Here is a 12,464-nt window from a genome sequence, read left to right as displayed (position 1 = left end):
AAATCCATGGCTGAGCTTGAAACAAAGAAGAAGACGGTATCGCTGGAAAAACTGGTGGAAGAGTTGATGAAAGATCAACCAAACAGAAATCTGGTGAAACAGCTGACTTCAGAGCTTGGAATGGAATATTCCACGGATCCAATGACTCAAATGAATACAGTTTTGCAGTCAATGAACACAGTTTTACTTCGTCCCAACCGAAGCAGAGACTTAGAAAGCTAATCGATCATGTCAGAAATCTATAAAAACATCCTGGAAGCTGTCGGCCACACTCCGATGGTGGAACTTCGCAACGTCACTAAGGGTTCAAAACATAAATTTTTCGCAAAGGTTGAGTACTTTAATCCGGGCGGCAGCATCAAGGATCGCGTTGCGGTCGCGATGATCGAAGAAGCGGAAAAACGCGGTGATCTAAAACCCGGCGGCACAATCGTGGAAGCGACTTCGGGGAACACCGGGGTTGGTCTGGCTTTGGCGGCGGCTGTTAAGGGCTACAAATGTATCTTCGTTATGCCAGAGAAAATGAGTGAAGAGAAAAGAGCCATCTTGCGCGCTTATGGTGCACAAGTAGTTATTACTCCGATGGTGGAACCAGAGCATGAGCTGAGCCACTATACTGTTTCAAAAAAGATCGCGGATGGAATTCCAGGCGCATTTTTGACGAATCAGTTCTTTAATAATGACAATCCGACTCGACACTATCAGACAACAGGTCCAGAAATCTGGAAACAAACTGATGGTAAAGTGGATGTTTTGGTTGGCGGTGCCGGCACGGGCGGAACTCTTTCAGGCTGTGCTAAATATCTTAAAGAGCAAAAGTCAGGTGTGAAAGTCATCTGTGCCGATCCAATCGGTTCGATTCTTTACGATTTGTTCTATCATAAAAAGATCGTGGATCCTCCAGGCTCTTATAAAGTGGAGGGTATCGGGGAAGACATGCTTCCGGGCAACGTGCACCTTGATATCTATGACGGTTTTGTTCGCGTTGGCGATCCAGAGGCATTTGAGATGACACGCAGACTGGTAGCGGAAGAGGGTCTGTTGGTAGGTCCATCCAGCGGAACTGCGTTGGTAGCGGCGATGAAATACGCTGAAAAGATCGAAACACCGCAAAACATCGTGGTGATTTTCCCTGATAGCGGTCGTCAGTATCTGAGCAAGGCGTTTAATGACAAATGGATGGTCGAAAACGGCTTTTTGAAAGCGGATGATGTAAAATCTGTGTTCAACAGAGTCATTAGCGCTGAAGAAGCACTTAAAAATCTTTCGAAATAATAGGTATAACTATGAAAAGTACAGATTCAAAACTTGGTTTTGCGACTCGCGCGATTCATGCGGGTCAGTCTCCTGATCCTACAACAGGCGCAATCATGACTCCTGTTTATATGACCTCGACTTACGTACAATCTTCTCCGGGTGTTCATAAGGGTTGGGAATATTCCCGCACACACAATCCAACTCGTCGTGCTTATGAAAACTGCATGGCAAGTCTTGAGAGTGGCAAATACGGATTCGCATTTGCCTCTGGTTGTGCGGCGACGACTGTGATCTTGCACCTTATCAAGGGCGGTGATCACGTGATCGCGATGGATGACATGTACGGCGGCACTTTCCGTTTGTTTGATAAAGTACTTAGACATGACGGAATGGAATTTTCATTCGTGGATTTGACGAAGGTTGAGAACTTCGAAAAAGCGATCAAACCAAATACAAAAATGGTTTGGTTGGAAACTCCGACAAATCCAACTTTGAAATTGGTCGATATCAAGAAAATCTGTGCGATTGCTAAGGCAAAAGGCATTCTGGTTGCAGTTGATAACACGTTCATGAGTCCTTACTTCCAACGTCCATTGGAATTGGGAGCTGATATCGTGGTTCATTCAGCGACAAAATATATCGGCGGTCACAGTGACGTGGTTGGTGGTGTGGCAGTGACTTCCCGTGAAGACATTGCTGAGCGCATGGCTTTCCTAAGTAACTCCATGGGTCCGATCCAGGGTCCTTTTGATTCCTTCATGTGCTTAAGAAGCTTGAAAACTTTACCTTTGCGTATGAAGGCCCATCAGGAAAATGCGATGGCAATTGCCCGCTTCCTGGAAGGTCATTCCAAAGTTGAAAAAGTCATTTACCCAGGTTTGGAAAGTCATCCGCAACATGCATTGGCTAAAGAGCAAATGCACGGTTACGGCGGCATGATCACTTTCTACATCAAAGGCGGTATGGAATCGGCACGTAAATTTTTGGAAAACGTAGAAATTTTCGCGTTGGCCGAGAGTTTGGGTGGGGTGGAGAGCTTGATCGAGCATCCAGCGATTATGACGCACGCCTCCGTGCCGGCTGAAAATCGCAAGGCTTTGGGCATTGATGACACCTTGATTCGTCTTTCAGTGGGTATTGAGGACCTGAATGACCTTCTGAGTGACCTAAAATCTGCTTTCGACAAAGTCTAATTGTTGACAGGCAGGGGGGCAAAAGTTAAACCAATGTCTCTTTGAACAAAAGAATTCAGTTAGTTCTGAATGGCTTGGTAGCTCAGTTGGTAGAGCAGAGGACTGAAAATCCTTGTGTCGGCGGTTCAATTCCGTCTCAAGCCACCATTTTTAGATTTATATCCCACCCAAAAGGTGGGATTTTTTTTGCCCGAAAAATGAAAAAGGGCCCCTTGCGAGACCCCTTTTTTAAGGCTTATTTCTTTTCAAGCAAACTTCTTAACATCCATGCCGTTTTTTCATGGATTTGCAGTCTTTGAGTTAAAAGATCTGCAGTAGGTTCGTCGCTGGCTTTTTCAACCACAGCAAAAATAGAGCGAGCCGTGCGCGCCACAGTTTCCTGTCCAAGAACCAGTGTTTCGATCATTTTTGTCGCGCTTAGTTTTTCACCGGGAACTTCTTTGATGGAAGAAAGTTTTGAAAACTCAGCATACGTGCCTGGAGCATAGTGACCCAAAGCGCGGATACGTTCCGCGATGGAATCAACTGCCAAAGCCAACTCGTTGTATTGAGTTTCAAACATCAGATGTAAAGTCTGGAACATTGGACCTTCCACATTCCAGTGAAAGTTGTGAGTTTGAAGATAAAGTGTGTAAGTGTCTGCCAACAGCGTGGATAGACCTTTTGCGATTTCTTTTCTGTCTTTATCATTAATGCCGATATTGATTTTCATCGTGTACTCCTATTGCGCCTATAATCTTAGACTAAAGAGTCGATCGTTTGAAATGAAAATCAAATGAAGCTCGACGAGCAGGGTTATTTCTTTGAAACAAATTTGTTATCAGCCAAATAAAATCTTAGTGGCCACGCGGCGGCGTCGCCAGCGTAATCCACACCAATTCGTGGACGCGCGACAATCTGGCTTTTTGAAACCTTAAAGCCATCATCACTAATATAAAGTTCTGATTTTTTGCGCCACATGGGTAATGCATTTTGCTGTTTATTGATTTCATAATGGCGGCATAGTTTCCCGGGGCCATTGGAAACAAGTTGTGACTTTTCAAATTTTGCAGCTAGTGGCAGGGGTTCAAGTGCACGAATTAAAACCGCCTCGGGATGTTCCTCTGTACGGGTCACAACATTCAGGCAAAAATACATTCCGTAAATCTGATAGACATAGCTATGCCCGCCCGAAAGGTACATGGAAGTGGTACGCGGGGTACGTCGGCCTTCAAAGGTATGGCAGGCCGGATCCTTGATTCCCAAATACGCTTCGACCTCGACAATACGGGCTTTGTATTCGGTCCCTGTTGTATTGATATGCAGAGTTTTACCAAGCAGTGCCTTAGCCACAGTTGTCGTATCCTCAAAATAGAAATCTTGAGGCAGAATCTTCATGGCGTGCGTACCACAAAGCTGATTTGGCGACCGGCTTTTTCTTTGTCGCGACGGTGAGAGTGAAAGAACTCATCTTTCACGGTATCCAGATGCAGACTGAAAACTTTTTCCAAAGAAATTCCCTGGGATTCAAGCTGGGCTTTGACGATAAGATTCAAGTCCACCAAAGATTTTTCAGGGGAAATTGCAGAATAAAACATTTCTTTATCTTCATTGGAAATGTCCGGAAGACTTGCCAGGATCTGGTCCCTGACATCATTTCCACATTCAAAACTTTCGAACTGAATATGCGGACCGATAACCACTTCAATTTCTTGAGGGGAAATGCCGCGATTGATGAGCTGATGAATCGTATTTATTAGAATACGATTTGCGACCCCGCGCCATCCAGCGTGCACACCTGCAATGGTGCCGGTTTGCGGGTGGTAAAATAAAGCCGGAACACAATCCGCCGTGATCACACACAAGGCCAAACCCTTGGCTGAAGTGATGTGTCCGTCGGCATTGATTTGATAGTCTTGCGATGAATCTTTGGATTCAACGACGATGTCGCTATGAGTTTGTTTTACTCTGACAAAGTCGAAATTTGGAAATGCTTTTTTCAGGTTGTCTAACTGGGAGTCTTTACCACCAAAAAAATAAGTAATGCCGGGAGCTTTGATCTCATACCCAAGTGGCGTCTTTTCCAGGTTCATAGTAAGCCCCATTTTTTAATCAGGACCGCAATGTCTTCAGGCCAGTCTTTTTTAAAGAACATTCTTTCCTGAGTGCGCGGATGCGTAAAGCCTAGCTCTGCCGCGTGCAGAAGAAATCTTGGCAAAGAGCGAAGATCTTCCTGAATGCTTTTTTGCTCGACCGAGCGGATTTTTTTATCAGCACCGTACAAAGAGTCACCAGCTATTGGAATTCCGCTTTCAGACAGGTGAACCCGAATCTGATGAGTGCGACCTGTTTCCAATTTCATTTTCATGTAACTGAGTCCGCTTTTGCGCGACAGAACTTCGTAGTGAGTGACAGCCCATTTTCCCAAGCCCGGATCGTCGTCGGGATTTACCAGGGGCTTTCTATCGTCACCCAGAACGGATGCGTATTTTTTGCGATCAACGGGATGACGTGCCAGGAAGCTTTTCACTGAACCGGATAAGTTACGGGCAGTTCCAATGCACACGGCATAGTAAATCCGGTGCGTACTGCGCTCTTTAAATTGCGCCGTTAATGATTCATGGGCTTTATCGTTTTTTGCGACAACGATGATGCCGCTGGTTTCTTTATCCAGGCGATGAACGATGCCCGGGCGCTCTTCACCAAACTTCATGGAAAGATCGTCAGTATGGGAAATCAAAGCGTTCACCAAAGTGTCGTGTGCATGACCGGCAGCGGGATGGACAACAAGGCCCGCAGGTTTGTTGATAACGATCACGTCTGAATCTTCAAACAGAACATCAAGTTTTAAGTCATAGGACTGCAGTTCCGTCGGAACAGGAGCGGGGATAGTCACTTCAATCAGGTCGGTAGACTTTAAAGGATGAGAGGCTTTTGCGATCTTGCCATTAACCTTAACCAGTGAACTATCAATCAAGTGCGAAGCGCGGGAGCGATTTTCGATCTCTGGAAGAAATGCCAAAGCTTTATCCAGGCGCAGTCCCACCATCTCGGGAAGAGGAGTCACCTGAATTGTCTGTTCAGAATTTTTAGAGTTGGGTTTATTTTCCAAGCGCTTTTTTGAAGTTCTTCATGTAGGAATCAGCGACCTTCTTGTCATCGATTCCCAGGGCTCTTGCGATTTGTACGACATATCCGCGCACAAAAACAACTGCTGGAAGATTATCAGGTTCAGTCTTCTCAATAGCTTTTACATACCAAGCATTGATTTTCGTGATTTCACTCATGCGCTCAACAGTGATGCCTTTGTACTCGCGGACTTTTTTAAGGAATTCGCCGGTCCAATCCTCTTGAGCTTTGATTTCTTTTTCCATCGCTTCATCTTTAACAAAGACAACAGCTGGTTTTTTCTCAACTGGTTTTGGCTCGGATGGCGCTACGGTTTTGCTGGCTTCAACGATGGAGGCATAAGTCAGGTCATTCAATGAAGCCATTCCACTAAGCAGTCTTTGGTCGTAGATGTTTCGTAGGATCTTGTTACCAAGGACCTGATAGGCTTCTTCGATCAAAACCAGAAATTCACGGGCTTCGTGTTCAGAAAAAATAGTATAGATAGCTGGATTTTCGCCTGAGTAGGTGTTGCGAGCTCGTTCATAGGCCGCAGTCACTTCGTGTTGAGGTGAATTTGCGGGCAGTTCAAGAATTTCGTAGTAATTATAACGAGTCGTCGCTTCCATGCACCTATTATACTACGGCGCGAAGTTCCTCGGGATCAATAAGTTGTTTGCACGTGGTTAAAAATTGTCCCGCTAGACCTGTGAAAGGTTGTGCGAATAGCACGTGTTCTCTGCCTTTAACGGACTGCCACACTGCATTGTCAAAATCGATCGCGCCAGCAAAATCAATACTAAGGTCGTAGTACTTATTGCAGACACTCTTAATTCCGTAACCCAATTCAGAATGGTTTTGATAGCGGCAACTGTTAACGATCAAACGAACAGGTTTTGCTGTCAGGCTTTCAAAGAAGTCGTAGTTCAAACCAGTTTCCTCTTTCAGAAAAGAGCGGAAAGAAAATGGTTTACCCAGAGTTCTTTGGCGATGACTTCTTAATGTGGAAATCATGTTGCCATAGGATTCTGGCGTCGAATCTTGTTTTAGCGTGTGACAAACGAAAGCTTCAATAAAGCGATATGTTTTTTCAATGCTTGTGGGTTCTGGTGAAGTAACCAGGAATTTTTCGTCAGCTGCTTTGAAAAGCTCCAGATGTGGTTCCAAAGCACCTGCTCCCAAATCAACGATCACGTAATCTGCGCGCAGGCCGTGAAGTTGCGGGATCAAAGCTTGGATCTGCTCCATTGTGAAATCAATCGGCGACCAGGAGTCCCAGAAGCCCTGAACATAGGAAAGATTAGAGTGCTGAGTGGGAATCACCAGCTCCTGAAGAGTTTTAACACCTTCAAAGTAGTGACGGATATTCATGTGAGAAGGTTTAACACCCATCACTGTGTGAATATTTGCTCCGCTTAAATCAAGATCAACGATCACAACTGAATGGCCCAGCTTGGAAAGCGTGATACCCAAACTTGAAGAAACAAACGTTTTACCTACGCCACCTTTTCCAGAGGCTGTAACCCAAATTTTGGCTGCTGCCTTGTCTTTAGAAGAAGAGGTTTTGAAAGGTAAAATATCGTTGTTTTCGTTTTCAAAGTCGCGATCCATGGACTGTTCCTATTTCAACGGGGAAATTAATATCCCTTTTTTTGTCTCTTCGGCTTCAGATGCGCGAATATAAAGGGGAATAAATGATTTCCAGTCTAAAGTTAGACCACGCTTGGCGCGCTTTTCAGCCATCAAACCCAAAGTTTTCGCCAAAGGTTCGTTCGGGAAATCGGAATTCAAATGCATTTTCTTTTTCAGCTCATCCGGAAAATACTCGTGATAAGTTTCCCAGCCGTCGCCAACAACGGTCACATCGCGGTCGATATGCTGCGAAAGTTCACGCACCGGTATTGCGGCAGGTCCCTTTATGTATTGGGGCTCATCACCTGAACAATCAAACATGCCAAGGTAAACCATGTTCTTGTAAGCATTCATGATTGCCAGAACCGGCAGCTTGGAAGCTTTGGCTTGTTCAGCCAGTAACATCAGTGAGTCAATGGTCACCATGGGCTTATTAAAGCTATACGCGTAGGTTTTGCCAGCGTTGGCAGCCACACGAATACCTGTAAAGCTCCCTGGACCTTGTCCGACGGCAAAGACGTCGATGTCTTCAAGTTTCAATCCGGCAGTTCTTAAGGTGCGCTCAACAAAAGGGGAGATGATTTCGGTATGGGATTTTTGTCGCTGAGAGGATTCTTCAGCGACAACTTTTCCATCTTGAATGACAGCAACTCCGCCAAGCAGAGTGCTGGTTTCCATAGCCAGGATCTTCATAGACTGAAAATGCGGGTAAAGTCATTGAACAGGGCAAAGATCATCAAGCTCATCAATAAGGCCATGCCGACTTGTTGAGCGATCTCCATCTTGCGCAGACTTAAAGGTGCACCCTTGATAACTTCAATCGTGTAGAACACCAAGTGTCCACCATCTAATACCGGAATCGGCAAAAGATTCAGGATGAACAGGTTAACAGAGATGATCGCCATCATCTGCAGGAACGGCGTGATACCGATTTTATAAGTTTCACTTGCTGCCTGACCGATAGAAAGAACGCCGCCGATATTCTTCGGGGAGATTTTTGCCTCAAACAGACGAACGAAGCTCATCACCGTCATTACAGTGAAGTCCCAGGTTTTCTCTGTACCGCGAACAACTGCTTCCAAAGGATTGTTGGTGCGAACAATCAAAGTTTCCGGTGTCGACAAGTTCACAACCGGTGCAATACCGATGGTGTAGCGTTTTTCTTCGCTGCCTGCCGCAGTCATTTGCGTTGTCATCTTAGGTGTGATTTTCAAATCAACACTTTGGCCTTCACGCAGAACTTTGATATCGACAGGATTCTTGCCATCAAATGATTTGATGTTCGCAATCACGTCGTCCCATTTGTTCAATGTCGTGTTGTTGATGGCTACCAGGCGGTCGCCTTCTTTCAGGCCCGCAGCTTTAGCCGGGGAGTTGTCCATGACTTTGCTTAGGTAAAGTTCGGAAGACTCCAGGCCCAGTGCTGCCATAGTGAAAGACTTCATGCTTTCCAATGGTGCCAGTGTCACAGTCAAAGACTTGTCTTCTTTATCGCCTTCGCGCTGACCCATGATTTCCAAAGTCAAAGGTTCCTGCGTGCTGGCTTTACCCAGAGCAGTCTCAAGATCTCTCCAGTGGCTTACTTTTCCACCGTTGATACCAACGATGGAATCACCTGTGCGAAGACCCAAAGCGTGCAGTGGAGTGTTTTGAATAACACCCACAGTAGTTCCCGCAGACAAAGCCGTCAGGCCTTCCACGCTAGCCATGTAATCATAGGCGCTTAGAATATTCGGATTTGGTTCAGCTTTGGCGATAACAGAAATCTTGGATTCAGCAGTGCTGCCCTCGTGTTGAACGACGACATCCAGGTGCAGATCCTGATCTTTTTTAAGGCTTAGAACATTTTGAATCTCTTCCCAAGTTCCGATTTTTTGATCGTTGATGGAAATGACTTTGTCACCAGAGCGAAAGCCTGCTTCGTACGCTGCCGTTTGAGGTTTGATGTCCCCAAGCATTGGCGCTTTGGCGTCTTCGCCAATCAAGGCCACGATCATCAAAACAAAAATAGCAAAGAAGAAATTCATCAAAGGACCGGCAAGAACAACAGCGATACGTTGCCATACGGTCTTATGCGTGAATGCGACTTTTTTGTCTTCTTCAGAAATCTCCATGCCTGGTTGTTCGCCAAACATTTTGACGTAACCACCAAGAGGAATAATGGAAAGCGCGTAAGTGGTGTCACCCTTTTTGTATTTCAGGATTTTTTTGCCGAAACCAAGGCTGAATACTTCAACTCTAACTCCGCACCAACGAGCCACCAGGAAGTGCCCCAGTTCGTGTACGAAAATTAAAATACCCAGTAGGATAACGAATGGGAGAACTACTGATAAACCGCTGTGAATTAAATTTAATAGCATTTCCATCCGGTTATTCTAAGTGGTTAGAGCATCCGGGAGCTACTAAATTACATACATTATGTCGAGGTGCTCGACTTTATTCTTACGACAAAAGATGAGATAGGATCACAACGCCAAGCAAGACAACAGGACTTGCGAATAGGACGCCATCAATTCGATCTAAGACTCCACCGTGACCCGGCATGATTTTTCCGGAGTCTTTTACGTCCGCAACACGCTTAAGCAATGACTCGAAGAAGTCTCCAAATTGACCGACAAATCCTGAGACAGCAGCCAGTCCCAAAATGAAATACCAAGTGAAATCAGGCAGAAGAAATTTCCAGCACAGGATTCCGGCAATAACTGAACCCACGATGCCGCCCAAAGATCCTTCCCAGGTTTTCTTCGGGGAAACAGTGGGCATAACTTTGTGCTTACCAATTAATACGCCAAAGCAGTACGCCATGGTGTCGCCGGCGAAAACGACTGCCAATAAAAAGATGAACCAGCCAAGGCCCTGTTCCTGATCAAGCAATCTGAACGCGAAGGATGGCAATAATCCGATGTACATTAATCCCAGGGCCGCGTGCGCCTGAAACTTGGTCATGCGTTGCAGGTCACCGGTTTTATTCAGCTGCAAAAGACTGACGATAGTAAGTACGATTAGTGACAGCGCAAAGAAGATTGCGCCCAGGTTCAATGCCATCGTTGAAACGAAAAACACCAACAACGAAGCCAGAAAGAAAACTCCCTTAAGAGTTTTTGATTCTTCAGTTTTAAACAGAATTCCCAGGAGTTCCCAGGCACCCAAGACAACCGCAACCGCGATAATGATTTTTAGTCCTGTGATTTTTAGGAAGTAGTAAAGCGCAAAGATAATCGCCAATGCCACCAGGGCAGATGCGGCCCTAGTTAGAAAGCTTTTCCAAGTTGTCATTTGTAGAGACCTTGCCGTAACGGCGTTGTCTCACGGAAAAAGCAGTTAAGGCTTCCTCTAGATGAGCTTCTGTGAAGTTAGGCCACAGAGTTTCCGTGAAGTAGAATTCCGAATAAGCGGCCTGCCATAACAGGAAATTTGAAAGTCGTTGCTCGCCGCTTGTTCTAACAATCAAATCAGGATCTGGAGTCGGATACGTGCTTAACGAAGTGCTAATCAAAGCCTCATCGATTTCGTCGGGTTTAATTTCGCCTTTAGCCACAAGGTTCGCGATATTACGAACGGCCAAAGTCATTTCCTGACGAGAGCCATAGCTCAAGGCAAAGACCAGATTCAGGCCTGTGCATTGAGCTGTAGCTTCGCGAGCTTGTTGAATTGCTTTGAATACATCGGAAGGGACCTTGGAAAGATCACCAATCACAGAAAAGCGGATGTTCTCTTTAACCAGGTTGCTGGTTTCTTTCGCCAGGTAACGACGCAGGATTTTCATAAGGAATGAAACCTCTGCTTGCGGGCGGAACCAGTTTTCAGTCGAGAAAGCGTAAAGGGTCAGGTTTTTGATACCCTTGCGGGAACATGCTGTGATGATTTTTTTTGCCACGCGCGTACCTTTGATGTGACCAAAAGTACGTGGCTTTCGTTTGAGCTGAGCCCAACGACCGTTACCGTCCATAATGATTGCAATATGCTTAGGTAAAGTCACCGGGCTCCCAAACCTAGATAGTCAAAATAGACTTTTCTTTTTCATCAGCGATTTGATCCACTTTTTTGATCATATCGTCTGTCACTTTTTGGATGTCAGCTTCACCTTTTTTAGCTTCGTCTTCGCTAAGAGGTGCTTTTTTGTCAGCTTTCATCTTTTTGATAGCTTCATTAGCATCACGACGAGCCATACGAACAGCTACGCGTGCTTCTTCAGCGATCTTTTTAACCTGCTTAGCAAGGTCTTTACGACGCTCTTCAGTTACGTCAGGAACTTTCAAACGAATCACTTTACCATCGTTCATTGGAGCCATGCCCAACTCAGATTTGATGATCGCTTGTTCGATGTCTTTAAGAATAGATACTTCCCAAGGTGCAATAAGGAAAGATTTCGCATCTGGTGTAGAGATGGAAGCAACCTGTGAAAGTGGAGAAGGATTTCCGTAGTAATTTACGCGAACGCCATCAAGCATGGAAACCTGAGCGCGGCCGGTACGGATCTTTTTAAGCTCTTCACCCAAAGCAAGAACAGATTTGTCCATTTGAGCTTGAGCATTCTTTTTAATGTCAGCAATTGCCATGTTGAATCCCTTCGTTGGACTCTAGTGAACTAGAGTGCCGATGTTTTCACCTTGAACAGCTTTAAGGATATTCCCTGGAACTGAAAGGTCAAAAGTAATAATCGGAAGTTTGTTATCCATGCACATTGAGATCGCAGTTGAGTCCATAACCTGCAAACCGCGGTTCAGTACATCGATGTAGCTGATTTTGTCGAACTTGACAGCATCAGCATGTTTAACAGGGTCTTTGTCGTAGATACCATCAACTTTAGTAGCCTTCATGATCACTTCGGCATCGATTTCCATCGCGCGAAGGGAAGCGGCTGTATCTGTTGTGAAATAAGGATTTCCGGTACCAGCACCGAAGATCACCAGGCGGTTTTTCTCCAAATGGCGAATAGCTCTGCGGCGGATGTAAGGCTCTGCAATTTCAGCCATTTCAATGGCTGTTTGCACACGGGTAGGAACGCCGGCTTTTTCAAGAGCATCTTGCAAAGCCAGGGCATTGATACAAGTCGCAAGCATACCCATGTAGTCTGCACTTGCGCGATCCATGCCTTCAGCAGAAGCGGCAACACCACGATAGATGTTACCGCCACCGATAACGAGACCAATTTGAACGCCTGCTTTATATGCTTCTGCTACGTCATGCGCGATCTGAGTGATCGTCGCAGTGTTGATACCAGTCCCTTGCTTTCCAGCAAGAGCTTCACCACTTAGTTTAAGCAAAATACGCTTATATACAGGCGCTTTCAAA

15 protein-coding genes and 1 tRNA gene are annotated in these 12,464 nt (G+C 45.5%); 4 read left to right on the top strand and 12 right to left on the bottom strand.

Translation table 11 applies throughout. The features are described from left to right. The first annotated feature begins 6 nt into the window (after positions 1 to 6). From ACLWNV_RS17570 to ACLWNV_RS17555, 4 genes are all read left to right on the top strand, one after another. Positions 7 to 222, top strand: a complete 216-nt coding sequence (locus ACLWNV_RS17570; protein WP_413585753.1) for a hypothetical protein — start codon at positions 7 to 9, stop codon at positions 220 to 222. A gap of 6 nt (positions 223 to 228) precedes the next feature. After that, the gene (locus ACLWNV_RS17565) at positions 229 to 1,275 is read left to right on the top strand and encodes a PLP-dependent cysteine synthase family protein (protein WP_413585751.1); all 1,047 of its coding nucleotides are present in this window, start codon (positions 229 to 231) and stop codon (positions 1,273 to 1,275) included. An 11-nt stretch (positions 1,276 to 1,286) separates the two neighbouring features. Then, positions 1,287 to 2,450 (top strand): cystathionine gamma-synthase, encoded by a 1,164-nt coding sequence (locus ACLWNV_RS17560; protein ID WP_413585750.1) that lies wholly within the window; start codon positions 1,287 to 1,289, stop codon positions 2,448 to 2,450. A gap of 71 nt (positions 2,451 to 2,521) precedes the next feature. Beyond that, positions 2,522 to 2,597: transfer RNA gene (locus tag ACLWNV_RS17555), tRNA-Phe, on the top strand. An 88-nt stretch (positions 2,598 to 2,685) separates the two neighbouring features. Here the strand turns inward: ACLWNV_RS17555 and ACLWNV_RS17550 are convergent. The 12 genes from ACLWNV_RS17550 to pyrH form a co-directional block, all read right to left on the bottom strand. After that, the gene (locus ACLWNV_RS17550) at positions 2,686 to 3,162 is read right to left on the bottom strand and encodes a Dps family protein (protein ID WP_413585749.1); all 477 of its coding nucleotides are present in this window, start codon (positions 3,160 to 3,162) and stop codon (positions 2,686 to 2,688) included. 83 nt (positions 3,163 to 3,245) lie between these two features. Next, positions 3,246 to 3,827: a DNA-3-methyladenine glycosylase gene (locus ACLWNV_RS17545; protein WP_413585748.1), complete on the bottom strand. Its 582-nt coding sequence runs from the start codon at positions 3,825 to 3,827 to the stop codon at positions 3,246 to 3,248. Beyond that, a complete protein-coding gene (gene pgeF, locus ACLWNV_RS17540; RefSeq protein ID WP_413585747.1) occupies positions 3,824 to 4,522 on the bottom strand; it encodes a peptidoglycan editing factor PgeF in 699 nt (232 codons plus the stop codon). Before pgeF ends, ACLWNV_RS17545 begins: the two co-directional genes overlap by 4 nt. Continuing rightward, positions 4,519 to 5,541 carry an RluA family pseudouridine synthase gene (locus ACLWNV_RS17535; RefSeq protein WP_413585746.1) on the bottom strand — a complete coding sequence of 341 codons (1,023 nt, stop codon included), beginning with the start codon at positions 5,539 to 5,541 and terminating at the stop codon, positions 4,519 to 4,521. The genes pgeF and ACLWNV_RS17535 overlap by 4 nt, the downstream gene beginning before the upstream one ends. Beyond that, positions 5,531 to 6,166, bottom strand: a complete 636-nt coding sequence (locus tag ACLWNV_RS17530; protein ID WP_413585745.1) for a helix-turn-helix domain-containing protein — start codon at positions 6,164 to 6,166, stop codon at positions 5,531 to 5,533. The genes ACLWNV_RS17535 and ACLWNV_RS17530 overlap by 11 nt, the downstream gene beginning before the upstream one ends. Before the next feature lie 7 nt (positions 6,167 to 6,173). Next, on the bottom strand, positions 6,174 to 7,148 hold the full coding sequence (locus ACLWNV_RS17525; protein WP_413585744.1) for a P-loop NTPase: 975 nt from the start codon (positions 7,146 to 7,148) through the stop codon (positions 6,174 to 6,176). A gap of 9 nt (positions 7,149 to 7,157) precedes the next feature. Beyond that, a complete protein-coding gene (gene tsaB / locus ACLWNV_RS17520; RefSeq protein ID WP_413585743.1) occupies positions 7,158 to 7,862 on the bottom strand; it encodes a tRNA (adenosine(37)-N6)-threonylcarbamoyltransferase complex dimerization subunit type 1 TsaB in 705 nt (234 codons plus the stop codon). Beyond that, the gene (gene rseP, locus ACLWNV_RS17515) at positions 7,859 to 9,535 is read right to left on the bottom strand and encodes an RIP metalloprotease RseP (RefSeq protein ID WP_413585742.1); all 1,677 of its coding nucleotides are present in this window, start codon (positions 9,533 to 9,535) and stop codon (positions 7,859 to 7,861) included. Before rseP ends, tsaB begins: the two co-directional genes overlap by 4 nt. A gap of 76 nt (positions 9,536 to 9,611) precedes the next feature. Then, a complete protein-coding gene (locus ACLWNV_RS17510) occupies positions 9,612 to 10,445 on the bottom strand; it encodes a phosphatidate cytidylyltransferase (RefSeq protein WP_413585741.1) in 834 nt (277 codons plus the stop codon). Continuing rightward, positions 10,417 to 11,148 (bottom strand): isoprenyl transferase, encoded by a 732-nt coding sequence (locus tag ACLWNV_RS17505; RefSeq protein ID WP_413585740.1) that lies wholly within the window; start codon positions 11,146 to 11,148, stop codon positions 10,417 to 10,419. The genes ACLWNV_RS17510 and ACLWNV_RS17505 overlap by 29 nt, the downstream gene beginning before the upstream one ends. Positions 11,149 to 11,161: 13 nt before the next feature. Continuing rightward, positions 11,162 to 11,728 (bottom strand): ribosome recycling factor, encoded by a 567-nt coding sequence (gene frr, locus ACLWNV_RS17500; RefSeq protein WP_413585738.1) that lies wholly within the window; start codon positions 11,726 to 11,728, stop codon positions 11,162 to 11,164. Positions 11,729 to 11,749: 21 nt separating this feature from the next. Next, a complete protein-coding gene (gene pyrH / locus ACLWNV_RS17495; RefSeq protein WP_413585737.1) occupies positions 11,750 to 12,463 on the bottom strand; it encodes a UMP kinase in 714 nt (237 codons plus the stop codon). Between the last annotated feature and the right edge of the window lies 1 nt (position 12,464).

The organism is Bdellovibrio sp. HCB274, assembly GCF_047306075.1.
GTDB lineage: Bacteria > Bdellovibrionota > Bdellovibrionia > Bdellovibrionales > Bdellovibrionaceae > Bdellovibrio.
The sequence above is the reverse complement of the archived record's forward strand: the minus strand, read 5'-3'. Positions and strand labels throughout refer to the sequence as shown.

What these genes read in the sequence shown, in the direction of transcription:
- ACLWNV_RS17545 (WP_413585748.1), bottom strand. Translation starts at nt 3,827, where the DNA reads ATGAAGATTCTGCCTCAAGATTTCTATTTTGAGGATACGACAACTGTG.
- frr (WP_413585738.1), bottom strand. Translation starts at nt 11,728, where the DNA reads ATGGCAATTGCTGACATTAAAAAGAATGCTCAAGCTCAAATGGACAAA.
- ACLWNV_RS17510 (WP_413585741.1), bottom strand. Translation starts at nt 10,445, where the DNA reads ATGACAACTTGGAAAAGCTTTCTAACTAGGGCCGCATCTGCCCTGGTG.
- pgeF (WP_413585747.1), bottom strand. Translation starts at nt 4,522, where the DNA reads ATGAACCTGGAAAAGACGCCACTTGGGTATGAGATCAAAGCTCCCGGC.
- ACLWNV_RS17550 (WP_413585749.1), bottom strand. Translation starts at nt 3,162, where the DNA reads ATGAAAATCAATATCGGCATTAATGATAAAGACAGAAAAGAAATCGCA.
- ACLWNV_RS17570 (WP_413585753.1), top strand. Translation starts at nt 7, where the DNA reads ATGGCTGAGCTTGAAACAAAGAAGAAGACGGTATCGCTGGAAAAACTG.
- ACLWNV_RS17565 (WP_413585751.1), top strand. Translation starts at nt 229, where the DNA reads ATGTCAGAAATCTATAAAAACATCCTGGAAGCTGTCGGCCACACTCCG.
- ACLWNV_RS17525 (WP_413585744.1), bottom strand. Translation starts at nt 7,148, where the DNA reads ATGGATCGCGACTTTGAAAACGAAAACAACGATATTTTACCTTTCAAA.
- rseP (WP_413585742.1), bottom strand. Translation starts at nt 9,535, where the DNA reads ATGGAAATGCTATTAAATTTAATTCACAGCGGTTTATCAGTAGTTCTC.
- ACLWNV_RS17560 (WP_413585750.1), top strand. Translation starts at nt 1,287, where the DNA reads ATGAAAAGTACAGATTCAAAACTTGGTTTTGCGACTCGCGCGATTCAT.
- tsaB (WP_413585743.1), bottom strand. Translation starts at nt 7,862, where the DNA reads ATGAAGATCCTGGCTATGGAAACCAGCACTCTGCTTGGCGGAGTTGCT.
- ACLWNV_RS17530 (WP_413585745.1), bottom strand. Translation starts at nt 6,166, where the DNA reads ATGGAAGCGACGACTCGTTATAATTACTACGAAATTCTTGAACTGCCC.